We start from the raw sequence: 24,418 nt of genomic DNA, 5'->3' as shown, positions 1-24,418 counted from the left end.
CGCGCGAACCTGTGGTTCGCAAACGCGCCGCTTCACCCTTTTCCAAAGGAGGGAGCCAAGCAACAACAAATCCCTCTGAACGGCTTGAACCTCCCCCTTTGAAAAAGGGGGTTGAGGGGGATTTGCTGTTGTCCCTGCCTCTGCTTCGCCCTGCTTTGTCCGCAGCTTTCATTGCCCCCGGCGATGCCCGATCATGGCAGCGACGGCGCCTGCCGCCGACAGATGGAGTCGACGATGAAACTCTGGTCGCTGATCGGTAACAGCCAGAAGCTCGACGGCGGCGCCATGTTCGGCAACGCCCCGCGCGCGATGTGGAGCAAGTGGTCGCCGCCCGACGAGCACAACCGTATCGAGCTGGCCTGCCGTGCGCTGCTCGCCAGTCCGCTCAACGGCAAGACCGTGCTGTTCGAGACCGGCATCGGCGCGTTCTTCGAGCCCAGGTTGCGCGAACGCTACGGCGTGGTCGAGGACCGCCACGTGCTGCTCGACTCGCTGGCCGCAGCGGGCTTCGCCCCCGGGGACATCGACGTGGTCGTGCTCTCGCACCTGCATTTCGACCATGCCGGCGGATTGCTCGCGCCTTGGGCCGAGGGTGAGCCGCCGCGGTTGCTGTTTTCCAACGCGAGCTTTGTGGTCGGCCGGGAGCACTGGCAGCGCGCGACCGGCCCCCACCCGCGCGACCGCGCCAGCTTCATCCCGGAACTGCCGGGGCTGCTCGAATCCAGCGGGCGGCTCGAACTGGTCGATGGCGCGCATTCGCAGGCGCTCGGTGACAGCGTGCGTTTCCATTACAGCCACGGCCATACGCCGGGCCTGATGCTGGCCGAGATTGCCGGTCCGGAGCGGGTCGGCAATCAGTCGCACGGCGGGGTGGTGTTCTGCGCCGACCTGATCCCGGGCCGGCCCTGGGTGCACGTGCCGATCACGATGGGGTACGACCGCAATGCCGAGCTGCTGATCGACGAGAAGAAGGCATTCCTGGCCGACAAGCTCGCACGCAAGGTGCACCTGTTCTTCACCCACGATCCCGGCTGCGCACTGGCGCAGGTGACGCAGGACGAGAAAGGCCGCTTCGGCACCACCCATGAGGTTGCCGAGCTGCACGCAAGAGCCTTGCTTGCGTGAGCAGAACCGGTGCCGCGCTGGCGCTGTGGTGGTTGCTGGCGGTCCCGGCGTGGGCGCAGGAGCCGGCCGCGGTCGCATCGCCCCGATTGCAGGCGCTGCCGCAGGGCGAGCCGGACCCCGGGCCGCCGCTGCGCGATCCCGATTTTGGCGTGCGCACGCGCGCGTTCGGCCTGGACCGCCAGGTCGAGATGTACCAGTGGCGCGTCACCGGGGAGGGTTACCGGCGGGTGTGGAACGGGGCCAGGATCGATTCGAGCGGCTTCGCCCCCGGCCACGACAACCCGGCATTGCCCATCGGCGGCCAACGCTGGTGGTCGCAGGACGCGACGCTCGACGGCCGGCCGATCGACCAGCGGGTGCTGCGGGCGACCGGCGAGTGGCATCCGTTCCGGCCGAGCTTTTCAAGGCTGCCGCTCAACATGGCCGCGACTTTCCAGCCCGAAGGCGACGGGCTTGGCAGCGCCGAGAACCCGCTGGATCCGCAGGTGGGTGACCTGCGGATCACCTGGCGCGAGCTGAGGCTGCCGCCGTTGCCCGGCCGAGTCGAACTGCGCGACGGCGCCTGGCACCTGTCGCCCCGGACCGCGGCCGCGGCACTGAACGCGGCGCCGCTGCCGCCGGTGGCCGATCGGCCCGAGGACGAATGGGCGTGGGTGCACTGGTGGCCCTGGCTGCTGGGAGGCACGGCGGCGCTGGTGGTTGTGATTGCGATACGACGGCGGCGGGGTGGTTCATAAGCCGACACGGCCACTGCTCGCTGCCTCGCGCAGCCTCGTAGGGTGGGCACGCTCCTGTGCCCGCCCTACGGCCGCCGCGGCGAGCCGGCGGCGGGCGCATAATGCGTGCCCACTCTACGGTTGGGGCAAGCTCTCACCAGGATGCTGAGATTCGATCGCTCGTGAGCCCGGATGCGGCGGTCGGGACTCGCGTCGTTCCTGCGTTGACGTTCGCGGCTGAAGCCGCTCCTACGGGACCCGTGGAGCTCGCGTTTTACTCGTGCTTCGTCCCGAATATCTTGTCGCCGGCATCGCCCAGGCCCGGCAGGATGTAGCCGATTTCGTTGAGCCGCTCATCGATCGAGGCGACATACACCTCCACGTCCGGATGCCTGGCCTCCAGCGCGCGCAGCCCCTCGGGTGCGGCCACCAGAAACAGCCCCTTGATGCGGCGGCAACCGGCCGCCTTGAGCAGGTCGATGGTGGCGATCAGGCTGCCGCCGGTTGCGAGCATCGGGTCGAGGATGATCGCGGTGCGTTCGTCCATGCGGCCGCTGAGCTTTTCGTAGTAGCCGACCGGCCGCAGGGTGGCCTCGTCGCGCTGCAGGCCGACCACGCCGACCTTGGCCGCCGGGATCAGCTCCAGCACCCCCGGCAGCATGCCAAGCCCCGCCCGCAGGATCGGCACAAGGGTGACCTTGGCGCCCTTGATCCTGCGCGTGGCGACCGGTCCGGCCCAGCCGTCGACTGTCGCGTCCTCGGTTTCCAGGTCCGAGGTGGCCTCGTAGGTCAGCAGCATCGCGACCTCCGATGCCAGTTCGCGAAAACTCTTGGTGCTGTTGTCGGCGCGCCGCATCAGCCCGAGCTTGTGCTGCACCAGTGGATGGCGGACTTCAACGATCTTCATGGGCGCCAGCGTAGTCGATGGCTGGCCGGGAAAGTAGGTTGGATGCGATGTGACAGTGAGACGGGTGGTACACCATCTACCGTCGCCGGTAGGAGCGGCTTCAGCCGCGATCGGGTTGAAGATCAGAAAATTCTTTTGACACGGATCAGAGCGAAAAAGGGCGGATAAAAGCAAAGGCTTTTCTGAGCAAGAAGCTCTATTCGCCTTGATCCGCTTCTTTTTGCTCTGATCCGTGTCCAATGCCTTTGCCGTTGATTGAAAGCTCGCGGCTGAAGCCGCTCCTACAGGGGAGCGATATCGAATGGGCATGAAAAAGGCCGGGTTGCCCCGGCCTTGTTCAATTTGCGATGGCGCGGTAGTTACGCCGCGGCGGCTTGCTCCTTGCGCGGGCCTTCCTTCAGCGCACGGCCGACCATCGAGACCAGCAGGTCCACTTCCTCGCTGGTGATGGTGAAGGTGGGGGTGAAGCGCAGCGAGTTCACCCCGCCGTGGATCACGCCGATGCCGCGCTCGCGCAGCCATTCCTCGGTGGAGTTGGCGCCGAAGCACTTGAACTGCGCGTCGAGTTCGCACGAGAACAGCAGGCCGGTGCCCTGGACCTTGGTGATCAGCCCGCCAAGCTCGCCCTTGAGCTTCTCCAGCTTCTCCAATGCCTCCGCGCCGCGCGCGCGGATGTTCTCGCGCAGTGCCGGGCTGACCTGCGACAGCACGGCGCAGCCGACGTCGAGTGCACGCGGGTTGGCCGTCATGGTGTTGCCGTACAGGCCCTTCTTGTAAAGCTCGGCGGCGTGCGGGTTCACGGCCAGCACCGACAGCGGGTACTGCCCGGCATTGAGCGCCTTGGAGTAGGTCTCCATGTCCGGCGCGTCGAGCTCCTCGAAACCGGGATAGTCCACGATCGACAGCACGCCGTGCGCGCGCAGGCCGGCCTGAATCGAGTCGACCAGCAGCAGCGAACCATGCTCGCGGGTGAGCTGGCGCGCGGCGGCGTAGAACTCCGGCGGCACGCCGCGGCCGGGATCGCCTTCGCCCATCACCGGCTCCAGGAACATCGCCTCGATGAACCAGCCGTTGCTGTCTGCCTCGGCGAAGACCTGCTTCAGCGCGTCCAGATCGTAAGGCTCGATCGCGATCACCGAGTTCTCGCCGCGGTAGCTGGCCAGGTGCTGCGCGTAGGTCTTGCGGGTGGAGTCGGAATACAGCGCCGGCCGATCGGTGCGGCCATGGAAGCCGCCCTTGACCACCACACGCTTGACCGTGCGGCCGGCATGGCGGGCGCCCTCGTCGGTCATGAGCTTGGCGTTGGCATCGGCGATACGCGCGGCCAGGCCGACCGCCTCGGAGCCGGAGTTGAGGCACATGAACTTGCTGTAGGGACAATCGCGGCCCAGCCCGATCGCCTCGCGCAGCAGTTGGTCGAAGCGCAGCTGCGACAGGTTCGGGGTCATGATGTTGGCCAGGGCCTGCGGCTTGGCCATCGCGTCTATGACGGTCTGCGGCGCATGGCCGAAACCGAGCATGCCGTAGCCGCCCGAGTCGTGCAGCACTGCACCCTTGAGGGTGACGATCCACGGCCCGCGCGCGGTCAGCGCGACATAGGGGTTGACCCCGTCCTCGGGATAGAAATTGATGAAGCCCGCCTGCACCGACGCGACCTGCGCGTCCTCGTCCTGGTCGAGCAGCTTGGCGAAGTCGCCCTTGGCGTCGCCGTCCAAAAGCCGCGCGTATTCAGCGGCAGCGGCATCCACCGCCTCGCCCAGTTCCGGATGGGTCGCGGCGAAGCGCTCCAGGGTGGCGTCGTCCAGGCCGGGCGTGCGGCGCGTGCCCGCGTGCGCGCGCAGCGGCTTGAGGGTATCGAGCAGGTTCATGGCGTCCTCCCGGAACCGGTGTTGCGGTCGTGAAACAAAAAACGCGAGGTGGCCCCCGCGCTTCGGCTGTAGTGCTAATGGAAACAATAACTTGGCGGCAATTTTAGCACCGCGCCCAGATCCGCGTAACCCCCGCCTGCCGGGATCCGGCGCACGCGGCGGTTGACTGTCCGGGTGCCGAAGCAAGAACGGAACGAAGCGACGGAGCCTTCATTTGGCGTCTTCGAGCGCGCCGCCCGATAATGCCCACCCGCGCGGATGCGCCGTCTGGCGCTGCGTCGCCGCCAAGTCCTTGAAAAAATCCGATTTCCACTACGAGCTCCCACCCGGGCTGATCGCCCAGGCGCCGCTGCCCGAGCGTTCGGCCAGCCGGCTGCTGCTGGTGCCGCCGGGCGAGGCGGCGTTCGAGGATCGCGTGTTCGCCGAGTTGCCCGAGCTGCTCGCGCCCGGCGACCTGCTGGTGTTCAACGACACCCGGGTGATCCCGGCGCGGCTGTTCGGGCACAAGAGCACCGGCGGCCGCGTGGAAATCCTGATCGAGCGCCTGCTCGGCGGCGATGAGGCGCGCGTGCAGCTCGGCGTCAGCAAGTCGCCCCAGCCCGGCGCGCGGATCGCGCTGGACGCCGGCGGCGAGGCCGAAGTGCTCGGCCGCGAGGGCGAGTTCTACCGGCTGCGTTTCCATGTCTCCGATGCGCTGGAAAACTGGCTGCTGCATGCCGGCCAATTGCCGCTGCCGCCCTACATCCAGCGCGAGCCTGGCGCGGACGATACCGAGCGCTACCAGACCGTGTTCGCGCGCGAGGTCGGCGCGGTCGCCGCGCCCACCGCCGGGCTGCATTTCGACCAGCCGTTGCTGGACGCATTGCAGCAGCGCGGCGTGCAGTTCGGCCATGTCACGCTGCACGTAGGCGCCGGCACCTTCCAGCCGGTGCGCGCGGAAAGCCTCGATCAGCACGTGATGCACAGTGAGTGGCTCAACGTCGGCGCCGCGCTGGTCGAGAAGATCCACCGCACCCGCGAAGCCGGCGGCCGGGTGGTCGCGGTCGGCACCACGGTGGTGCGTGCGCTGGAATCGGCAACACGCATGGATCAGGCCGGTGACCGCCGGCTGCAGCCGTTTGCCGGCGAGACGCGGTTGTTCATCCTGCCGGGCTACCGCATCGCTTCGGTCGATGCGCTGATCACCAACTTCCACCTGCCCGAGAGCACCTTGCTGATGATGATCTCCGCTTTCGCCGGCAAGTCGCGGGTATTTGCCGCGTATGCGCACGCGATACGCGAGCGCTACCGGTTTTTCTCCTATGGGGATGCGATGTTGTTGTGGCCGGAGCAGGTGCGGCTGGAGCAGGCGCGATGATCGTTCTTGCTCGTCATTCCCGCGAACGCGGGAACCCAGCGGCTTCCGCGAAAAGCGCCCGTGTTGCGAAGAGGTTGGCGCCTCGTTCAACGACACTGGGTTCCCGCGTTCGCGGGAATGACGGGAGCGCGCCATGAGCCGCATGTCCTTCGAACTGCTCGCCACCGATGGCGCCGCCCGTCGCGGACGCCTGAGGTTCCCGCGCGGCATAGTCGACACGCCGGCGTTCATGCCGGTCGGTACCTACGGCTCGGTCAAGGCGGTGATGCCGGAGCAGGTCGGTGCGCTCGGCGCCCAGATCATCCTGGGCAACACCTTCCATCTGTATCTGCGCCCGGGGCTGGAGGTGATCGCCGATCACGGCGGTCTGCACGGCTTCGCGCGCTGGAGCGGGCCGATCCTGACCGACTCGGGCGGGTTCCAGGTGTTCTCGCTCGCGCACAAGCGCAAGATCACCGAGGCCGGCGTGACCTTCGCCGCACCCACCGATGGCAGCAAGGTGTTCCTCGGGCCCGAGGAGAGCATGCGCATCCAGAAGGTGCTCGACTCGGACATCGTGATGATCTTCGATGAGTGCACACCCTATCCGGCGACCGAGGAGGTCGCATGCGCGTCGATGGAGCTGAGCCTGCGCTGGGCCGAGCGCAGCAGGCGGGCGCACGAGGGCAATGACGCGGCATTGTTCGGCATCGTCCAGGGCGGCGTGCACCACGATCTGCGCACGCGCTCGGCGGCCGGCCTGAAGGACATCGGCTTTGACGGCTATGCGATCGGTGGCCTGGCGGTCGGCGAGCCCGAGGACGAGCGCAACGCGATGCTCGAGCACACCGCGCCGCAACTGCCCGCGGATCGTCCGCGCTACCTGATGGGGGTGGGCCGGCCGGAGGACCTGGTGGAGTCGGTCGCGCGCGGGGTCGACATGTTCGACTGCGTGATGCCGACCCGCAATGCGCGCAATGGCCATTTTTTCACCTCCTCCGGCACGGTGCGCATCCGCAACTCGAAATACGAGCGCGACCTGCGTCCGATCGAGGAGGGCTGCGATTGTTACGCCTGCGCGAGCGGCTTCAGCCGGTCCTACCTGCGCCACCTGGACCGCTGCAACGAGATGCTCGGCCCGATGCTCGGCACGCTGCACAACCTGCGCTACTACCAGCGGTTGATGGCGCAGATGCGCGAGGCGATCGGACAGGGAACCTTTCAGGCGTTCCGGGAGTCTTTCCACTCGGCCCGTCGCTGATTGCTGCGACCCCGCCCTTTGTAGGAGCGGCTTCAGCCGCGATCGGCTGTCTGCTCGCCCGCGGCCGGCTCCAGATCGCGGCTGAAGCCGCTCCTACAAGGGCGCCAGCAAGTCAAATCCCCAACCCTCTCCGGGGGCGAGAGGCTCGAAACCGCGGCCATGCCATAATCCCCGGCTATTTTTCGTGAAACCAACCGGATGTCCGACATGAACCTTCTCGACCTAGTGATCGCCCCCGCCTACGCCCAGGCCGCCGCGCAGCCGGCCGCGCAGGGTTTCAGCGGTATGTCGCTGCTGTTCCCGATCCTGCTGATCGGCATCATGTATTTCCTGATGATCCGTCCGCAGATGAAGCGCGCCAAGGAGCACAAGGCGATGCTGGAGAAGCTGTCCAAGGGTGACGAAGTGCTGACCAACGGTGGCATCGCCGGCACCGTGACCGAGCTGGGCGACAACTTCGTCACCGTGGAAATCGCCGACAACGTGCGCATCCGCGTGCAGAAGGGCGCGATCGGCAACGTGCTGCCCAAGGGCACCTTGAAGTCGGCCTGAGCCGCGGCCATTCCCGGCTGATGCCATCACCTGTCCAATCGGGCGGCCCCGCGGCCGCCGCGGGATCCAATCGATGCTGACCTACGCACGCTGGCAATACTTCGTCATCCTGATCGTCCTGCTGTTCAGCGCGCTTTATGCGCTGCCCAACGCCTTTCCGCAGGATCCGGCGGTGCAGGTCACCGCCAATCGCGGCGGCACCGTCGACGAGGCGCTGCTGGCGCGCGTCGAGTCGCTCCTGCAGGAGGCGGATATCGACACCAAGGCGGTGGAGCTGGACGAGGGCAACCTGCTGGTGCGCCTGTCCGATCCTGCCAGCCAGGTGGTGGCGGCCGACGCACTGCGTCCGGCCCTGGGCAACGACTACGTGGTCGCGTTGAACCTGGCCTCGACCGTGCCGGACTGGCTGAGTGCGCTCGGGGCGACCTCGATGCCGCTCGGCCTGGACCTGCGCGGTGGCGTGCACTTCACCATGCAGGTCGATCAGGACGCCACGCTCGACAAGCGCCTGGACGTCACCGCCGAGGACCTGCGCGTGCTGCTGCGCGAGAATCGCGTGCGTTACCAGTCGGTCGAGCGCCGTCCGGACAACACGGTCATCGCCACCCTCGCCGATGCCGGCCAGGTCGACCAGGCGCGCGATCTGATCGCGACCAGCGAGCCGACCCTGCAGCTGTCGACCCAGGGCAACACCGTGACCGCGCGCGTGTCCGACGCCGAGCTGCAGCAGATGGCCGCCGATGCGCTCGAGCAGAACGTGGGCACGCTGCGCAACCGCATCAACGCGCTGGGCGTGGCCGAGCCGGTGATCACGCGCCAGGGCGACGATCGCATCGTCGTGCAGTTGCCCGGCGTGCAGGACACCGCACAGGCCAAACGCATCATCGGCGCCACCGCGACGCTGGAGTACCGCGCGGTGGTCGAGGGCAATCCCTACGACGCGGTGACCAGCGGCGTGGTGCCGCCGCAGGCGGAGATCTATTACCGCACCGAAGTCGGTCCCGATGGAAATCCGATCCCGGTGCTGCTCAACAAGCGCGTGATCGCCACCGGCGACCAACTGGTCGGGGCGACCTCAGGGATCGATCCACAGACCAGTTCGCCGGCGGTGTCGGTGCGGCTGAACAATGCCGGCGGGCAACGCATGTTCGACTTCACCAGCCAGAACGTCGGCAAGCCGATGGCGGTGGTGTTCATCGAGCGCGTGCCCGAGGTGCGCATGGTCGGTGGCGAGGAGGTCCGTACGGTACGGGTCGACCGGGAGGTCATCTCGGTGGCCAACATCAATGGCGTGTTCGGCAAGGATTTCCAGACAACCGGGCTGGAGAGCATGCAGTTCGCGGCCGACCTCGCCTTGCAGCTGCGCTCGGGCTCGCTGGCCGCGCCGATGGACTTTGTCGAGGAGCGCGTGGTCGGCCCCAGCCTGGGCGCGGAAAATGTCGAGCGCGGCATGAAGGCGGTGTTCTATTCGTTCGTGTTCACCCTGCTGTTCTTCCTGGTCTACTACCGCGTGTTCGGCCTGATCACCTGCATCGCGTTGCTGCTCAACCTGCTGGCGGTGGTAGCGGTGATGTCGATGTTCGGCGCCACCCTGACCCTGCCGGGGTTGGCCGGTATCGCCTTGACGGTCGCGCTGTCGGTCGATGCCAACGTGCTGATCAACGAGCGTATCCGCGAGGAGTTGCGCGCCGGCCTGCCGCCGCGCGCGGCGATCGCGGCCGGCTACGAGAAGGCGGTCGGCACCATCGTCGATGCCAACCTCACCGCGATCCTGGCGGGCCTGGCGCTGTTCGCCTTCGGTACCGGCCCGGTCAAGGGTTTCGCGGTCGCGCTGATCGTGGGCATCACCACCTCGATGTACACCGCGGTGTCGGCTTCGCGGGGCATCGCGACGCTGATCTACGGCGGCCGTCGCAAACTCAAGTCGCTTGCGATCTGACCGGGAGCTCATCCAGATGAAACCATTGAACGTGTTCCCGTACGACGCCAACTTCAACTTCATGCGCCTGCGCTGGGTGTCGCTGTCGATCGCGCTGGTGATGATGCTGGTCGCGATCGGCGCGATCGCCGGCAAGGGCTTCAATTTCGCCCTCGACTTCACCGGCGGCACGGTGACCGAACTGCGCTTCGAGCGCCCGGTGGTGGTCGATGACGTCCGCGACCGGCTCGAACAGGCCGGTTACGGCGGCGCCCAGGTGCAGACCTTCGGCTCCGGCACCGACCTGCTGGTGCGCCTGCGGCCGGCGACGGTCGAGGACGGCGCTGCGTCCGCCGCCATCGACGCTGCGCAAGCGGGCGAGACCGGTGGTATCGGAGATGACACCGCCGCGGATATCCAGCGCGCGCTGGTGATCGATGGCAATCCGGTCACGGTGCTGCGCAGCGAGTACGTCGGGCCGCAGATCGGCGAGGAGCTCGCGATCAACGGGATCTGGGCACTGATCTTTGTGGTGGTCGGATTCCTGATCTACATCTCGCTGCGCTTCGAGAAGAAGTTCGCCATTGCCGCGGTCCTGACCACATTGTTCGACGTCATGGTGGTCAGCGGCTGGTTTGCGCTCAGTGGGCATGAGTTCGACCTGACGGTGCTGGCCGGCGTGCTGTCGGTGATGGGCTTCTCGATCAACGACACCATCGTGGTGTTCGATCGCATACGCGAGAACTTCCGCGCGCTGCGCACCGATCCGTTGACGGTGCTGAACCGGTCGATCAACCAGACCCTGTCGCGCACGGTGATCACCTCCTTCGTCGCGCTGCTGACGATGCTGGCGCTGTATTTCTACGGCGGCGGGTCGCTCACCGGCATGGCCGAGGCGATGCTGATCGGCGTGATGATCGGTACCCTGTCCTCGATCTTCGTGGCCGCGCCGCTGCTGACCATTGGACCGCTGAGCGTCACCAAGCAGGACCTGATGCCCAAGGCGCGCGACGAGGCCGAGCTGGCGCGCCGGCCGTAACGGTCGCGTCAGCCGGCAACAAGAGGCCGCGGAATTCCGCGGCCTTTTTTTCGCGGATTTTGTAGGAGCGGGCCATGCCCGCGATCACACCATGCGTAGTAGGGCGATCGCGCCCATGGGGCGCTCCTACAACGCGTAGAGCGTGCCCCGATCGCTGCGGAGGCGCAGCAGAGCAAGCTCGGCTCTAAGGATCATGCTGCGGCGTGATCTTTTGTAGGAGCGGGCCATGCCCGCGATCGCACCATGCGCAGTAGAGCGATCGCGCCCATGGGGCGCTCCTACAAGGGCTATTCAAAGGCGGCGGCGTAGCCGGTGTTGACGATCTTCTGCTGCAGCAGTTCGGCGACCTTGATGTTGCCGGCAACCACCGGGCGGCCCGCCACTCCGCGGGCGTCCATCGGGCCGGTGCTGCGTCCGTGGAAATCGCTGATCTTGCCGCCGGCCTCGCGCACCATCAGTGCGCCGGCGGCGATGTCCCAGGGCTTCACTCCGGCCTCGAAGTAGGCGTCGGCACGGCCGCAGGCGATGTAGGCCAGGTCGAGCGCGGCCGAGCCGGTCCGGCGGATGTCCTCGGCCTCGGTCAGCAGCGTGTCGATGCACTTCAGGTGCGCACTGGCGCGCGAGCGCTCGCGCGGCGCGAATCCGGTGATCAGCATCGCGCCCTTGAGGTCCTTGCGGTCGGCCACGCGCACGCGCTTCTCGTTGAGCACCGTGCCGCTGCCGCGGCTGGAGGTGAACAGCTCGTTGCGCAGCGGGTCGAAGATCACGCCGTGGACCGGCTCGCCGTTCTCCACCAGCGCGATCGACACGCAGAAGTGCGGGATGCCGCGCAGGTAGTTGCTGGTGCCGTCCAGCGGGTCGATCACCCAGGTGAAGCGGCTGTTGCCGCGGGTGTTGGTCGAGCCGCTTTCCTCGCCGAGGATCGCGTAGTCCGGGGTGGAGCGGCGGAACTCCTTCGTGATCTCCTTCTCGGCCAGCTCGTCGACTTCGCTGGCGAAATCCATCCGGTCCTTCTCGACCACGTTCAGCGCGTCCAGCTTGTACATGTGCCGCAGCAGCACGTTGCCGGCGGCGCGGGCGGCCTTGACCATGAGGGTGACGGCGGGTTTCTGCATGGCGAACGGCCTCGGCGAACTGGGCGAACAGGTGGGGGACGGCTGGCGGGGAAAAAGAGCGATCCGGCCCGTGGCCGGCCGCGGAGTTTACCATTGCGCCCCATGAGTACCTTGCCTCCCATGAGTATCATCGCCCCGTGATCACACCACCCGACCGGATACGCATCGTGCTGGTCGGCACCCAGCACCCCGGCAACATCGGCTCGGCCGCGCGCGCGATCAAGACGATGGGGTTGTCGCGGCTGGTGCTGGTGGCGCCGGAGAAACCGCTGGACATCGAGGCCCACGCGCTCGCCGCGGGCGCCGACGACGTGCTGTCGGCCGCCGTCCACCACGCCAGCCTGGCCGATGCCCTCGCCGACTGCCGCCTGGTGCTGGGCTGCACCGCACGCAGCCGCCGCGTGGCACTGGACGAGCTGCTGCCGCGCGACGGCGCCGCGCGCGCGGTGGCCGCGGCCGGCGACGGCGCCGAGGTCGCGCTGGTGTTCGGCCGCGAGCGCACCGGGCTGAGCAACGACGAGCTGCAGCTGTGCCACGCCGCGGTGCACATCCCGGCCAATCCCGAGTACAGCTCGCTGAACCTTGCCGCCGCGGTACAGGTGCTCAGCTACGAGCTGCGCCTGGCCCTTCTGGCTGCGCAGCCGGACGACTCCGGCGGCGCCGGGCGGGCCGACCCGCCGGCCTCGCACGCCGAACTGGAGGGGTTTTTCGGCCAACTGGCCGGCACCCTGGATGCCATCGATTTCCACAAGGGCCGCGCGCCCGACTCGGCGATGCGCAAGCTGCGGCGCCTGTTCCTGCGCGCCGAACTCGACGTCCGCGAGGTGCGCCTGCTGCGCGGGATCCTGGCCGACGCCGACCGCATGGCGATGCTGGCCGGGCAGCGCCGCTGAATCCCTTGGACGGGCGCCTGCCGCAGGTCCGGTCCGGTTCTTGCAACCTAACCGGTACCCAGCGGTATCGGCCCGCGCAGCTTTCGATTAGGCTCCCGGTCTGCTACCGGACCGGGTTCCGCTCTTGATCCAACGCCTGCGCCAGATAATCGCCGTACTGTTCGCCGTGGGGTGCAGCGCGGGCGCGCCACTGTCGGCCTGGGCGCAGCAACCGGCCGCCGCGCCGTCGGGCGACAGCGTGCTGGTGCTCGGGCGCATCAGCGACGACCCCAAGGCCCACTACGACCAATTGCGACCGCTGCTCGACTACGTGGTGCCGCGCATGGCCGATGTCGGGATCCGCGAGGGCCGGGTGCTGATGGCGCGTGACCCGCAGCAGATGGCCAGCTACTTGCGCCGCGGCCGCGTCGACTGGGTCACCGAAACCGCCGGCACCGCGATGCTGCTGCGCCAGCGCGCCGGTGCCGAGCCGCTGCTGCTGACCGAGCGCGGCGGCCACAGCCATTACCGCAGCGTGTTCTTCGTCCGGCGCGACAGCGACATCCGCGCGCTGTCGCAGATGCGCGGGCACAGCGTCGCATTCCAGCGCCCGTCCTCCACCAGTGCCTACTTCGTGCCGGCCGCGGCATTGCTGGCCCACGACATCCAACTGGAAATACTGCTCTCGCCGCACGACCGCACCGACGCGGCCGAGGTCGGATACCTGTTCGCGCGTTCCGAACTCAACATCGCGACGTGGGTGCACAAGGGGCTGGTCGACGTCGGGGTGATGAGCGATCTGGACTGGAACAATCCCGCGCGCATGCCACTGGCTTTCCGCGATGACCTGGTGGTATTCGAGCGGACCTGGGAATTCCCGCGCGCGGTCGAGGTGGTGCGCGGCGGCCTGGATCCGCGGGTCCGGGCGCGGCTGTACCAGGTGCTGGCGGAGGCGGCGAGCGACCCTGCCGCCGCCGGCGCGCTGCGGCAGTTCTTCGGCACCACGCAGTTCCTGCCGGTCGACGCAGCTTCGGCGCGATCGCTGGAGCGCATTGCCGCCGGCGTGGCGCGCGTGCGCGGCGAGGTCGAATGAAGCTCCGCTACGGCTTGCAGGCGCGGTTCCTCGCGATGATCGGCCTGGCGCTGCTGGTGGTGCTGGTGCTGATCATGCTGATGCTGCAACGCCAGGAGCGGATGCAGAGCGAGGTCGAGGTGCTCAGCCGCGAGGCCATGCAGGCGATCGTCGGCGACAGCCTGCGCCGGCGCGGCGAGGGCACGGTCGGCCAGCTGACCGATTCGCTGGCCAATCCGCTGTACTACTTCGACCTCGACACCATCGGCGTGCTAAGCCGCGCCGCGCTGCGCCAGCCGGGCACGCGCTACGTGATCGTGTTCGACGCTGATGGAAACATCGTCCACGACGGCAGCGAGGAGATCGCCCGCTACGGTCAACCGATGGAGGACGCGCTGGCGCCCGGCGCGGTCGCGGCGCGGACCACGCACACGCAGTTCAATGACACGGCGGTCGACGGCCCGGTGATGGATGTGGCGTCGCCGATCATGATCGGCAGCCAGCGCATCGGCGGGGTGCGCCTGGGGCTGGACCTGCAGAGCGCGCGCGGCTTCCAGGACCAGGCCGTGGCCAACCTGCGCGAGCGGCTGGACGAGCTCGGTCGGCGGCATCTGTGGGGGGTCGGGCTGCTCAGTGGTGGGCTGCTGGCGTTCGGCGCGGTGATGCTGTGGCTGACCCAGCGCTGGCTGGTGCGGCCGATCCGCGACCTGGTCGAATCGGCGCGGGCGATCGAGGCCGGGCAGTTCGACACCCGGGCGCCGTCCAACGACCGCGACGACGAGGTCGGCGACCTCACCCGCGCGTTCGACCGCATGAGCCAGAGCGTCGCCCGGCACGATCGCGACATCCGCCGGATGGCCTACACCGACGCGCTCACCGGGCTGGCCAACCGGCTCGCGTTCCGCGAGGCGCTCGACCGCCGGCTGCTGCAGTTGCATGGCGCGGGGCGGCAGCTGGGGTTGCTGTTCGCCGACATCGACGATTTCAAGCGGGTCAATGACACCCTCGGCCACGACGTTGGCGACGAGGTGCTGTTGCTGTTCGCCAGCCGCATCCGCGAGGCGGTGGAGCGCTACGGCGGCGCAGACGCGATTCTGGCCCGTTTCGGCGGCGACGAGTTCGTGATCCTGGTCCAGGGCAGCGCGACCGACAGCGGCGACGTGCGCGCGGTGGCCACCCGGCTGGCCGAGATATTGGTGGCCGAACTCGGCCAGCCGATCACCCTGCGCGACCGGCAGGTGTTCCTCGGCACCTCGATCGGAATCACCCTGTTCCCCGAGGACGCGGTCGGCGCCACGCCGCTGATGAAGAACGGCGACATCGCGATGTACCAGGCCAAGGTCGCCGGCAAGAACTGCTTCCGTTTCTACAGCCGCGCGATGGATCAGGCGGTCGAGCGCCGGGTGAATCTGGAGCACGAGCTGCGCGGCGCCTGGGACCGCGGCGAACTCAGCCTGGCATACCAGCCGGTCTACCGGTTGGCCGATGGCCTGATGATCGGCGCCGAGGCGCTGCTGCGCTGGAGACACCCGGAGCAGGGCATGATCTCGCCGTCGGTGTTCATCGATGTGGCCGAGCAGAGCGGCCTGATCGAAACGCTGGGCCCCCAGGTGCTGCGCAGCGCCTGCAACGATGCGGTGCTGTGGCAACAGGCGCGCGAAGGCGCCGAGCCGCTGTTCCTCGCGGTCAATGTTTCGCCGCGGCAGTTGCGCAGCGGCACGCTGCCCGAGGTGGTGGCCGGATGCCTGCACGACAGCGGGCTAGACCCGCAGCGGTTGCACCTGGAGCTCACCGAGACCGCGGTGATCGGTGACGAAGCCCTGGCCAGCAGCCTGCTGTCGCGCCTGCGCAGCACCGGGGTCAAGGTCTGGCTCGACGACTTCGGCACCGGTTTCTCCGGTCTGAGCCACCTGCGCCGGGTGCCGGTGGACGGGGTCAAGATCGACCGCAGCTTCATCGCCGACATCCTGCGCGATCCCGACGACCTGGCCCTGACCACCGCGATCATCGCGATGGCGCACTCACTCGGCATCACGGTGGTCGCCGAGGGCGTGGAGAAGGAGGGCCAGTTCACCATCCTGCGCGAGCGCGGCTGCGACCTGGCGCAGGGTTATTGGCTCGGCCACCCGGTGCCGCTGGACGAATTCATGGCGCTGTTGCGCTGAGTGGAGCGGGGGTTTGTCCGGAAAGGACGCGAAAGACGCAAAAAAAGGAAAGAAAGTAAGAAGTAAGGAAGTAAGAAAAAAGGAGGGCGGTTGCCGGGTTGGCTGGCCATGTGCGCCAGGTTGTCGCTGCGTCTTGGCAACGGCGAAAATCGCGGGACTCGTAGGCTGGGCTGACAAGCCCAGCACTCGTTCCATGCGCCTGCCGGGCTTGCCAGCCCACCCTACGAGCTCTTCGTCTTGATTTTACTTTTTGCGTCCTTGGCGGACCAATGCCGTTGCGCGCATCAAATCAGCAGGTCGATCCAGCGGGCCGCAGCGGCGACCAGGGTGCCCGACAGCACGCCGAATATCACGATCGATACCACCCCGGCGCCCCATGCCACCGCCATCAGGCGGCCGTCGCGTTCGAGCAGCGCGAAGGCGAACAGCAGCATATGCCCGGCGAACAGGTAGTTGGTCAGCGGAATCGGCAGCGCCAGCAACAGGCCCAGCAGGATCACCAACACGCCGCTCAATGCGTTGGCCAGGCGATGGTCGAGCAGGATGGCGGCGCGCGGACGCACCACGCGCTCCAGCCGCCTCAACCACGGCGACAGCAGGTCGCGGAAGCGCGCCATCGCACTGCGGTGCGGACCGCGGTTGGCGACGAATCTCGGCAGCCACGGTGTGCGCAGGCCGATCAACAGTTGCGCGCCGATCAGGATCGTCAGGGGGCCGCTGATCGCGCCGCCGACCCCGGGGATCGGAAAGAATGCAGGCAGCGTCGAGACGAACAGGAGCATGCCGAACGAGCGCCGGCCCAGCCCGGCGAACACGTCGCCGAGCCTGAGCGTCTGGTCCGGATCACCGGCGGCGAAGGCATCGAGCAGTGCCCGGGTGCCGGCCTCAGGAGCGTTGGGTTCAACCGACGGTTTCATCGGATCCGGCGTCGGATTCCCGCCGCTGCAGCAACAGCTTGTCGATACGCGGACCGTCCAGGTCGACCACCTCGATCCGCCAGCTATCCCAGGCGAAGAACTCCCCGACGTGCGGGATACGACCGAAGTGCGAGATCACCATGCCGGCGACGGTGTGGAAATCGTGGTCGTCCTCGTCGGGCAGTTTGTCGCCGTCGATCAGTTCACGCAGATCCTCCACGTGCAGCGAGCCATCGATCAGGAATGAGCCGTCCTCGCGCTGGATCACCGGCGCGTGGTCGGGCACCGACTCGTGCGACGGATTCAGGCCGAGCTGCAGCCGGCCGATCACCGCGCCCATCAGGTCGTTGATGGTGACCAGGCCGGTGACATCGCCGTACTCGTCGACCACCAGCGCCAGCGACTGCTGCTCCTCGCGGAAGATTTCCAGCAGCTTCAGCGCGTGGGTCGACTCGGACACGAAGACCGCCTCGCGCAGGCGGCCGAACAGGTCCGGTGCGCCCTTGCCGATGTCCTCCAGCAGGGACTTGGCCTCGAGCACGCCGACCACTTCGCGGTCGTTTTCGCGGTAGACCGGGAAGCGCGAGAAGGGGCTCTCGCGCATCGCCTGCAGGTTTTCCTCCAGGCTGCCGTCCGCGTCCAGCCAGTTGATGCGCGTGCGCGGCGTCATCAGGCTCTCGGCGGTGCGGTCGCCCAGGCCGAGCACGCGATACATCATCTTGCGCTCGTCGGCGTCGATCACGCCCTGCTCGTGGCTCTCGCTGACCAGCATCCGGATCTCCTCTTCAGTCACCTGCGAGGCCTGGGTATTGTTCAGCCGCAGCAACCTGAGCACCCCGCGGGTGCTGACGGTGAGCAGCCATACCGCCGGTGTGGCGATGCGCGAGACCCAGTTCATCGGCAGCGCCACCGCGCTGGCCACTTTTTCCGGTGCCAGCAAGGCCAGCCGCTTGGGCAGCAGCTCGCCGAACACAATGCTGAGGTAGGTGATCAGCGCGACCGCGAGCCCCTTGCCGATCGGAACCGCGTATTCGCCGGTCGCCGGGACCGTTGTGGACAGCCAGGCGCCGATCGAGGCGCCGATGGCGTCGCCGCCGAACATGCCGGTCAGGATCACGATCAGGGTAATGCCGACCTGCACGGTCGAGAGGAAGCGTTCGGGGTGTTCGGCCAGCTCCAGCGCCTTGCGCGCCTTCCGGCTGGTGCCGCCGAGCTGCCTGAGCCGGGGCTTGCGCGCGGTCACCACCGACATTTCCGACAGCGCGAAGAAGCCGTTGAAGGCGATCAGCACCAGTACGACGGTCAGTTCGAACATCCGCTCCGGGCCTCCTGTCGTCGCGAACAAGGGCAGGCCGGGTATTGCGCAGGCTGCGAGGCCGGGGCAGGCGGAGGTTTAGGGTCGTCGTCCATTTAGAGGGGGCGAGAGGGGCAGCGAAAACAGCGCCGATCTTAGCAGGCGCGTGAAGCCGGGCCTCGTGAAGGCCCCTGCAGCATGCACGCGCTGCGCGGCTGCATCAGAGGGTGATGATTGTGGCCAGAGCGCGCGGCACCGGGCCGATCGAGGGGCTGTGCATATGCGCCGCATGGCGGACGACTTTCCCGTCTATGCCGCCGCAGGCCTGACGTCCCGCGTTCAGAGCAGATCGCCACCGGCCGACATCATTCGCTCCATGCGGTCGCCCAGGCCGCCGATCTCCAGCACCAGGCGGTCGATCTCGGCGCCATCGAGCCCGTCGTAGGGGCGGTTCTCGCACAGCTGCAGGTAGGGGACGCCGTCGAGGTCGCCGATGGCGAGATAGCCGACCCGGCTCTGCCAGTTGAACACCAGCGCGCGCCGCGCATCCATGCCGGTGGTCGGCGCCACCGCGGTGCTGACCCGCAGGTAGGGCCGGCCGTCGTCGTCGTCGAGTTCCGACAGGAAGATCGCCTGGTGCCGCGTGCCCTGTTCGAGCGAGAGTTCGGTGCACAGGACATCCTCGTCCTGCATGGTCACTCGGAAACCGGCGGCCTTGATGTGGCGGCGGATCGATTCGAAATTGCGCACGGCGGCTCCATTCGCGGGGGAGGTGGCTATGCTACCCCGATGCACGTGCGCGGCGACGCCCCTGACGGAGTTGACACCGCGGCACGCATCCTGGCCGTGGTGCGGGCGATCCCGCGCGGCCAGGTCGCCGGCTATGGCGAAGTCGCCCGCCGCGCCGGCCTGCCGGGCCGGGCGCGGCTGGTGGCGCGGCTGCTCAGCCACAATGACGACCGGGCACTGCCCTGGCACCGGGTGCTGCGCTCGGACGGCCGCATCGCGCTGCCGGAAGGCTCGCCCGGATACCGCGAGCAATGCGCGCGGTTGCGCTCGGAGGGGCTGCGGGTCGAGGCCGGACGCGTGCGCGGCGCGCGCGCGGTGGCGACCGTCGATGCGCAGGTATGGGGGCCGCCGCCGGACTGAGACGCGCTGTTGCGCACGCGTGAAGCCCGGTCCGGCCCGCCAGCGGCTACCATGACGCGACCGCCCAAGGAGCCGAGATGTTCGCCAACCTGCCGCCCGTGACCCGGGCACTGCTGATCGCCAATGGAGTGGTGTTCCTGCTGCAACTGGCACTGGGCGACGCAGCGCTGGCGTCGTTCATGCTGTGGCCGCTGGACAGCGGCGGCAGCCCATACGGCGTCGGCGGATTCCTGCCGTGGCAGTTGCTGACCTACGGCTTCATGCACGGGGGTTTTGCCCACCTGCTGTTCAACATGCTGGCCTTGCTCATGTTCGGCGCGCCAATCGAGCACATCTGGGGCCAACGCCGCTTCCTGACCTTCTTCCTGGTCTGCGTCGGCGGCGCAGCGGTATGCCAGCTCGCGGTGGGCGCGTGGACGATGGCGCAGGGCGCGCCACCGTACCCGACCGTCGGCGCCTCGGGCGGGGTGTTTGGGCTGCTGCTGGCCTACGGCATGTTGTTCCCGCACCAGCGGGTGATGCTGTTGATCCCACCGATCCCGATGAAGGCGCGGACGCTGGTGATCGTCTATGGCGCGATCACGCTGCTGCTGGGGTTTACCGGCTGGCAGCCGGGGGTGGCGCACTTCGCGCACCTGGGCGGAATGTTGTTCGGCTGGTTGCTGATCCGCTATTGGCGCGGCCAGCCCCCGTTCAACCGCCGTGGCCCGCCGAGGCCGCGGCGCGTGCACTAGCCGGCGGGCCCGCTTCTGACAAAGAGGGAAGCAAAAGCCTGTGCGGTCGGCGGCGTGCAGTTGCGCAGTTCTTCCCAGGCTCGGCCAAACAACAAGTCATCAGACCTGCGTTCCCGCTTGTCTCCTCTCTTTGACAAAGAGGGAAGCAAAAGCCTGTGCGGTCGGCGACGTGCAGTTGCGCAGTTCTTCCCAGGCTCGACCAAACAACAAGTCATCAGACCTGCATTCCCGCTTGTCTCCCCTCTTTGACAAAGAGGGGCTGGGGGAGATTTGCGGTTGATGTTGCCGTTGCTTCTGCTCGACCTCCGCCCAAACAAAAAGGCCCGGGCAGTGCCCGGGCCTTCTGATGCAGGCAATTGCTCAGCCGATTACCAGATCACGATCCGGTCATCGTCGCGCACCATCGGATCGCCGGGCTCGCAAGAGTAGGCCGCGGCGAACGCCGGCAGGTTGGACGGCGCACCCATCGCGCGGAAGTTGGCCGGGGCGTGCGAGTCGGTCGCCAGGCGCACGGTCAGTTCTTCCGGGGTGAAATTGCGGCGCCACACCGTGGCCCAGTTGGCGAAGAAGCGCTGGTCGCGGGTCATGCCATCGACCATCGGGTCGGGCTCGCCCTCGGTCGCGGCCTTCATCGCATCGAACGACACCGCCAGCCCGCCGAGGTCGGCGATGTTCTCGCCCAGGGTCAGCTTGCCGTTGACGAACTGGTCCGGTGCGGCCTCGTACTCGTTGAACTGGTTGACCAGCTGGTCGGTCAGCGACTTGAAGCCGGTCGCGTCGGCCTCGGTCCACCAGTTCTCGAAGTTGCCGGTCGGCCCGAAGCGGCTGCCCTGGTCGTCGTAGCCGTGGATCATCTCGTGCCCGATCACCGCGCCGATGCCGCCATAGTTGAGCGCCGCGTCGGCATCCGGGTCGAAGAACGGCGGCTGCAGGATCGCGGCCGGGAATACGATCTCGTTGGCGCTGGAGCGGTAGTAGGCGTTGACCGTCTGCGGGCTCATGCCCCATTCGGTCTTGTCGACCGGCTGGCCGATCTTGCCGACGTTCCAGCGGTAGTTGAACTCGTTGGCCGCCAGCACGTTGCCCAGGTAGCTGTCGCGGTCGGTCTCCAACCCACTCCAGTCACGCCACTTGTCGGGATAGCCGATCTTCGGGGTGAAGCTGGCCCACTTCTCGAGCGCCTTTTCCTTGGTTTCCTCGCCCATCCACTCCAGGTTCTGGATGCGCTCCTTCAGCGCCACGCTGAGGTTTTCAACCAGTTCCTCCATGCGCGCCTTGGACTCGGGCGAGAACGCCACGTCGACGTACATCTGCCCGAGCGCCTCGCCGGTCTGGCCGCCGATGGTCGACAGGGTGCGCTTCCAGCGCGGCTGGATCTCCTGCTGCCCGCGCAGGGTCTTGCCGTAGAAGTCGTAGTTCTCCTGCACGAACGCTTCCGACAGGAACGGTGCGGCGCGGTCGATCGTGCGGAAGCGCAGATAGCTGCGCCACTGCTCGACCGGCACGCCGGTCAGCATTTCGCTGACTTCCCGGTGGAACGCTGGGATCGCCAGCGAGAACATCTCCGGCGCGTCCACGCCCTGGGAGTCGAAGAAGCGAGTCCAGGAGAAGTTCGGCGTCAGCTCATCGGCCTCCTCCAGCGACACCGGGTTGTAGCGCAGCTCGGCGTCGCGCGAGAGCTCGACCCGCGATTTGGACGCTTCGGCCAGGCGCGTCTCCAGTGCAACGACGTTCTCGGCCCGCGTCGCCGCCTCGTCGGCCGATACGCCGGACAGCTCCAGCACCTTGGCGACGTGCGCCTGGTAGGCGGCGAGGTCGTCGGCCTTGTCGGGATCGGTGTAGTAGGTCTTGTCGGGCAGGCCCAGGCCGCCCTGCATGGCGTAGGCGATGTTGCTCTCGGAGTCCTTGAAGTCCGGGCCGGCGTAGAAGCCGAACAGCACGTTGGTGCCGGTCGATGCGCTGGTGCGCAGGTACTCGGCCAGCGCCTCGGGGCTGTCGATCGCGGCGATCGCGTCCAGCCGCGGCTGCAGTGGCGCCAAGCCCTGCTCGTTCACCGCGGCTTCGTCCATGCCGGTGGCCCAAAGGTCGCCGACGATCTTCTCGACGCCGCTCGCATCCTCCATCGCCGCGGCCTGTTCGGCGAGCTGGCGCTGGATCGTGTTGGAGCGCTCGTCGAGCATTTCGAACGCGCCCCAGGAGGTGCGGTCGCCGGGAATGTCGTTGGCCGCGAGCCACTTGCCGTTGACGTAGTTGCCAAAGTCCGAGCAGGCGTCGACGCTGGCGTCGATGTCGCTCTGGGCGAACCGGTTGACCGGCGGCAGCGCGCTTTCATCGATGGTGAAGCGGGGCTCGTCGGCAGCGGGAGCACCTGCGTCGGTGGACGCGGCGTCGTCGCGATTGCAGCCGGCCATGACGGTGGCGACGGCGAGGGACAGCAGCAGGATCTTGGGTTTGTTCAAGTCAGGAACTCCGGCATTGAGGCGGGGTTGGAACCCGGAACACGGGCGCACCGGCCACCTTAGACGGCATCCGCGAGGGCAGGGGGTGTCGAAGGTCATGGGCTCGCGGTGGCGGCGCACAGATCGGGTACGCCATTCATGGGGTCTGGCTGCTGCATCGCCGGTTCAAGGGAGGGGGGGCAGGGGCAGAGGCAAAGTGCAAATCCTCCCCAGCCCTCCTTTTCCAAAGAAGGGGGCCAACGACCGCCGTGCAGCTCCCCCCTTTGCGAAAGGGGCAGGGGGGATTTGCTTTTGCATGCGGATCGCCCGACAGCAGCTCCCTTCCTGAACATCCCACCCACGCACTGCTGGCGCAGCCCCAATCGTTCGCGTACGATTCGCCCGTTCAGCGCACGGCTGCCTCCCCGCAAGGGGTACGTTTTCCCAGCTTGCCTGGTCGCATTGCCCGATCTTCCACGATCACGAACCCGCACTTCCGGACCGACATCCCGTTGGCCGCGTACGGAATTCTCAATGCGACCTATTCCGCACGTCTTTCGTAGCGCCGACACGGTCCGGAGCATCCGGCACCGTTAAAAATCGATTACTCGCAGCGCGGTTCAAGGGAACGCTCCGGGTTACTCCGCCTCAACCGCGGATCCACTACTTGGAGTTCCAACATGTCTTTCGAATCGCTCGGGCTTGCGCCCGCGGTGCTGCGCGCGCTCACCGAACAGAACTACAACACCCCGACCCCGATCCAGTCCGAGGCCATCCCGCTGATCCTGGACGGCCACGACCTGCTCGGCGGCGCCCAGACCGGCACCGGCAAGACCGGCGCGTTCGGCCTGCCGCTGCTGAACCTGTTGGCCAAGCAGACCGGCGTCAACGGCCCGCGCAAGCCGCGCGCGCTGATCCTGGTGCCGACCCGCGAGCTGGCGGTGCAGGTCACCGAAAGCCTGCGCGGCTATGCCAAGTACCTGCGCACGAACATCTGCGCGATCTACGGCGGCGCCGGCATGGGCCCGCAGACCGACATGCTGCGTCGTGGCGTCGACGTGCTGGTGGCCACCCCGGGCCGGCTGATCGACCACATGGAGCGCGGCACCGCCAAGCTCGATGCGATCGAGATCCTGGTCATGGACGAGGCCGACCGCATGCTCGACATGGGCTTCCTGCCGGCGATCAAGCGCATCCTCGGCCGGGTGCCGACGCAGCGCCAAACGCTGCTGTTCTCGGCCACCTTCGAGGCCCAGCTCAAGCAGCTCGCGCTGGAGTTCATGCGCCAGCCGCAGCAGGTGCAGATCGCCGCCCGCAACCTGGTCGTCGACACCATCGCGCACAAGGCCCATCCGGTCGACGGCGGCCGCAAGCGCGACCTGCTGATCGAGATCCTGGCCGCGCGGCCGAACGACCGCGTGCTGGTATTCGGCCGCACCAAGCACGGCTGCAACCGCCTGTCCGAGCAGCTCGAGGCCGCCGGCCTGAAGTCGGTCGCGATCCACGGCAACAAGAGCCAGGCGCAGCGGCAGAAGGCGCTCAACGCATTCAAGGCCAACAAGGCCCGGGTGCTGGTCGCCACCGACGTCGCCGCGCGCGGCCTGGACATTCCCAACCTGCCGCTGGTGATCAACTTCGACCTGCCGATGGTCGCGGAGGACTACGTGCACCGCATCGGCCGCACCGGCCGCAACGGCGCCACCGGCGAGGCCCTGTCGCTGGTCTCGCCCGACGAGGGCGGTCTACTGCGCCAGATCCAGCGCATCCTCAAGGACGACATCGTGATGGAAGTGATCGAAGGCTTCGCTCCGACCCGTCCGATCAGGATGGGTTCGGATGCACCGGGCGCCCGCGGCGCCAACCCGCGCGGCCCGGGCGGTCGCCCCGGCGGCAATGGTCCGCGCAAGCCGGCGATCGGCGGCATCGGCAAGGGCCACCTG

Annotated in this window: 20 protein-coding genes; 13 read left to right on the top strand and 7 right to left on the bottom strand. The window is 67.7% G+C overall.

The genetic code is table 11. The features are described 5' to 3' along the window. Window positions 1-234: 234 nt before the first annotated feature. Together ACJQWM_RS05670 and ACJQWM_RS05665 are read left to right on the top strand one after the other, a co-directional pair. A complete protein-coding gene (locus ACJQWM_RS05670; protein WP_332707164.1) occupies window positions 235-1,125 on the top strand; it encodes an MBL fold metallo-hydrolase in 891 nt (296 codons plus the stop codon). After that, on the top strand, window positions 1,122-1,862 hold the full coding sequence (locus ACJQWM_RS05665; RefSeq protein ID WP_332707162.1) for a TMEM43 family protein: 741 nt from the start codon (window positions 1,122-1,124) through the stop codon (window positions 1,860-1,862). Before ACJQWM_RS05670 ends, ACJQWM_RS05665 begins: the two co-directional genes overlap by 4 nt. 253 nt (window positions 1,863-2,115) lie before the next feature. Here ACJQWM_RS05665 and upp read toward each other — a convergent pair whose 3' ends face one another. Then, a complete protein-coding gene (upp, locus tag ACJQWM_RS05660) occupies window positions 2,116-2,748 on the bottom strand; it encodes a uracil phosphoribosyltransferase (RefSeq protein ID WP_332707159.1) in 633 nt (210 codons plus the stop codon). Between the two features lie 359 nt (window positions 2,749-3,107). Continuing rightward, window positions 3,108-4,616: an aminotransferase class III-fold pyridoxal phosphate-dependent enzyme gene (locus tag ACJQWM_RS05655; RefSeq protein ID WP_332707156.1), complete on the bottom strand. Its 1,509-nt coding sequence runs from the start codon at window positions 4,614-4,616 to the stop codon at window positions 3,108-3,110. Between the two features lie 292 nt (window positions 4,617-4,908). On the opposite strand from ACJQWM_RS05655, the gene queA reads away from it, so the two are divergent. The 5 genes from queA to secF all read left to right on the top strand — a co-directional run bounded on the left by queA (window position 4,909) and on the right by secF (window position 10,722). After that, window positions 4,909-5,973: a tRNA preQ1(34) S-adenosylmethionine ribosyltransferase-isomerase QueA gene (gene queA, locus ACJQWM_RS05650; protein WP_332707153.1), complete on the top strand. Its 1,065-nt coding sequence runs from the start codon at window positions 4,909-4,911 to the stop codon at window positions 5,971-5,973. Between the two features lie 133 nt (window positions 5,974-6,106). Beyond that, complete coding sequence (tgt, locus tag ACJQWM_RS05645; RefSeq protein WP_332707150.1) at window positions 6,107-7,213, top strand: tRNA guanosine(34) transglycosylase Tgt; 1,107 nt, start codon at window positions 6,107-6,109, stop codon at window positions 7,211-7,213. Between the two features lie 207 nt (window positions 7,214-7,420). Further along, window positions 7,421-7,765: a preprotein translocase subunit YajC gene (yajC, locus tag ACJQWM_RS05640; protein ID WP_330970112.1), complete on the top strand. Its 345-nt coding sequence runs from the start codon at window positions 7,421-7,423 to the stop codon at window positions 7,763-7,765. Window positions 7,766-7,838: 73 nt separating this feature from the next. Further along, window positions 7,839-9,704, top strand: coding sequence for a protein translocase subunit SecD (gene secD / locus ACJQWM_RS05635; RefSeq protein ID WP_332707145.1), 1,866 nt, complete (start codon window positions 7,839-7,841; stop codon window positions 9,702-9,704). Between the two features lie 10 nt (window positions 9,705-9,714). After that, a complete protein-coding gene (gene secF / locus ACJQWM_RS05630; protein WP_332707182.1) occupies window positions 9,715-10,722 on the top strand; it encodes a protein translocase subunit SecF in 1,008 nt (335 codons plus the stop codon). A 287-nt stretch (window positions 10,723-11,009) separates the two neighbouring features. Here the strand turns inward: secF and ACJQWM_RS05625 are convergent, their stop codons facing one another. After that, entirely contained in the window at window positions 11,010-11,837 is an 828-nt protein-coding gene (locus ACJQWM_RS05625; RefSeq protein ID WP_332707142.1) for an inositol monophosphatase family protein, read from the bottom strand. A gap of 140 nt (window positions 11,838-11,977) precedes the next feature. On the opposite strand from ACJQWM_RS05625, the gene ACJQWM_RS05620 reads away from it, so the two are divergent. The 3 genes from ACJQWM_RS05620 (at window position 11,978) to ACJQWM_RS05610 (ending at window position 15,946) form a co-directional block, all read left to right on the top strand. Further along, window positions 11,978-12,730, top strand: coding sequence for an RNA methyltransferase (locus ACJQWM_RS05620; protein WP_411306730.1), 753 nt, complete (start codon window positions 11,978-11,980; stop codon window positions 12,728-12,730). Window positions 12,731-12,857: 127 nt separating this feature from the next. Next, a complete protein-coding gene (locus tag ACJQWM_RS05615; protein ID WP_411306729.1) occupies window positions 12,858-13,802 on the top strand; it encodes a phosphate/phosphite/phosphonate ABC transporter substrate-binding protein in 945 nt (314 codons plus the stop codon). Continuing rightward, window positions 13,799-15,946: a putative bifunctional diguanylate cyclase/phosphodiesterase gene (locus ACJQWM_RS05610; RefSeq protein ID WP_332707583.1), complete on the top strand. Its 2,148-nt coding sequence runs from the start codon at window positions 13,799-13,801 to the stop codon at window positions 15,944-15,946. The genes ACJQWM_RS05615 and ACJQWM_RS05610 overlap by 4 nt, the downstream gene beginning before the upstream one ends. A 284-nt stretch (window positions 15,947-16,230) precedes the next feature. Here ACJQWM_RS05610 and ACJQWM_RS05605 read toward each other — a convergent pair whose 3' ends face one another. The 3 genes from ACJQWM_RS05605 to ACJQWM_RS05595 all read right to left on the bottom strand — a co-directional run bounded on the left by ACJQWM_RS05605 (window position 16,231) and on the right by ACJQWM_RS05595 (window position 18,907). Beyond that, window positions 16,231-16,863 carry an exopolysaccharide biosynthesis protein gene (locus ACJQWM_RS05605; protein ID WP_332707580.1) on the bottom strand — a complete coding sequence of 211 codons (633 nt, stop codon included), beginning with the start codon at window positions 16,861-16,863 and terminating at the stop codon, window positions 16,231-16,233. Then, the gene (locus ACJQWM_RS05600; protein ID WP_332707577.1) at window positions 16,847-18,178 is read right to left on the bottom strand and encodes a hemolysin family protein; all 1,332 of its coding nucleotides are present in this window, start codon (window positions 18,176-18,178) and stop codon (window positions 16,847-16,849) included. The genes ACJQWM_RS05605 and ACJQWM_RS05600 overlap by 17 nt, the downstream gene beginning before the upstream one ends. A gap of 318 nt (window positions 18,179-18,496) precedes the next feature. Next, the gene (locus tag ACJQWM_RS05595; RefSeq protein WP_332707574.1) at window positions 18,497-18,907 is read right to left on the bottom strand and encodes a hypothetical protein; all 411 of its coding nucleotides are present in this window, start codon (window positions 18,905-18,907) and stop codon (window positions 18,497-18,499) included. A 39-nt stretch (window positions 18,908-18,946) separates the two neighbouring features. On the opposite strand from ACJQWM_RS05595, the gene ACJQWM_RS05590 reads away from it, so the two are divergent. Both ACJQWM_RS05590 and ACJQWM_RS05585 read left to right on the top strand, forming a co-directional pair. Then, a complete protein-coding gene (locus tag ACJQWM_RS05590) occupies window positions 18,947-19,306 on the top strand; it encodes an MGMT family protein (protein ID WP_332707571.1) in 360 nt (119 codons plus the stop codon). A 77-nt stretch (window positions 19,307-19,383) separates the two neighbouring features. Then, window positions 19,384-20,040 (top strand): rhomboid family intramembrane serine protease, encoded by a 657-nt coding sequence (locus ACJQWM_RS05585; RefSeq protein ID WP_332707568.1) that lies wholly within the window; start codon window positions 19,384-19,386, stop codon window positions 20,038-20,040. A gap of 368 nt (window positions 20,041-20,408) precedes the next feature. Here the strand turns inward: ACJQWM_RS05585 and ACJQWM_RS05580 are convergent, their stop codons facing one another. After that, window positions 20,409-22,451: a M13 family metallopeptidase gene (locus ACJQWM_RS05580; protein WP_332707588.1), complete on the bottom strand. Its 2,043-nt coding sequence runs from the start codon at window positions 22,449-22,451 to the stop codon at window positions 20,409-20,411. Window positions 22,452-23,158: 707 nt separating this feature from the next. Between ACJQWM_RS05580 and ACJQWM_RS05575 the strand changes: the two genes are divergently transcribed. Then, window positions 23,159-24,418, top strand: a 1,260-nt coding sequence (locus tag ACJQWM_RS05575) for a DEAD/DEAH box helicase (protein ID WP_411306715.1), incomplete at its 3' end; no start/stop codon positions are given.

Source organism: Novilysobacter longmucuonensis, from assembly GCF_046600735.1.
Lineage (GTDB): Bacteria > Pseudomonadota > Gammaproteobacteria > Xanthomonadales > Xanthomonadaceae > Novilysobacter_A > Novilysobacter_A longmucuonensis.
The sequence above is the reverse complement of the archived record's forward strand: the minus strand, read 5'-3'. Positions and strand labels throughout refer to the sequence as shown.

What these genes read in the sequence shown, in the direction of transcription:
- ACJQWM_RS05580 (WP_332707588.1), bottom strand. Translation starts at nt 22,451, where the DNA reads ATGGCCGGCTGCAATCGCGACGACGCCGCGTCCACCGACGCAGGTGCT.
- ACJQWM_RS05670 (WP_332707164.1), top strand. Translation starts at nt 235, where the DNA reads ATGAAACTCTGGTCGCTGATCGGTAACAGCCAGAAGCTCGACGGCGGC.
- secD (WP_332707145.1), top strand. Translation starts at nt 7,839, where the DNA reads ATGCTGACCTACGCACGCTGGCAATACTTCGTCATCCTGATCGTCCTG.
- yajC (WP_330970112.1), top strand. Translation starts at nt 7,421, where the DNA reads ATGAACCTTCTCGACCTAGTGATCGCCCCCGCCTACGCCCAGGCCGCC.
- ACJQWM_RS05655 (WP_332707156.1), bottom strand. Translation starts at nt 4,616, where the DNA reads ATGAACCTGCTCGATACCCTCAAGCCGCTGCGCGCGCACGCGGGCACG.
- ACJQWM_RS05600 (WP_332707577.1), bottom strand. Translation starts at nt 18,178, where the DNA reads ATGTTCGAACTGACCGTCGTACTGGTGCTGATCGCCTTCAACGGCTTC.
- ACJQWM_RS05585 (WP_332707568.1), top strand. Translation starts at nt 19,384, where the DNA reads ATGTTCGCCAACCTGCCGCCCGTGACCCGGGCACTGCTGATCGCCAAT.
- ACJQWM_RS05605 (WP_332707580.1), bottom strand. Translation starts at nt 16,863, where the DNA reads ATGAAACCGTCGGTTGAACCCAACGCTCCTGAGGCCGGCACCCGGGCA.
- upp (WP_332707159.1), bottom strand. Translation starts at nt 2,748, where the DNA reads ATGAAGATCGTTGAAGTCCGCCATCCACTGGTGCAGCACAAGCTCGGG.
- ACJQWM_RS05610 (WP_332707583.1), top strand. Translation starts at nt 13,799, where the DNA reads ATGAAGCTCCGCTACGGCTTGCAGGCGCGGTTCCTCGCGATGATCGGC.
- ACJQWM_RS05590 (WP_332707571.1), top strand. Translation starts at nt 18,947, where the DNA reads ATGCACGTGCGCGGCGACGCCCCTGACGGAGTTGACACCGCGGCACGC.
- ACJQWM_RS05625 (WP_332707142.1), bottom strand. Translation starts at nt 11,837, where the DNA reads ATGCAGAAACCCGCCGTCACCCTCATGGTCAAGGCCGCCCGCGCCGCC.
- tgt (WP_332707150.1), top strand. Translation starts at nt 6,107, where the DNA reads ATGAGCCGCATGTCCTTCGAACTGCTCGCCACCGATGGCGCCGCCCGT.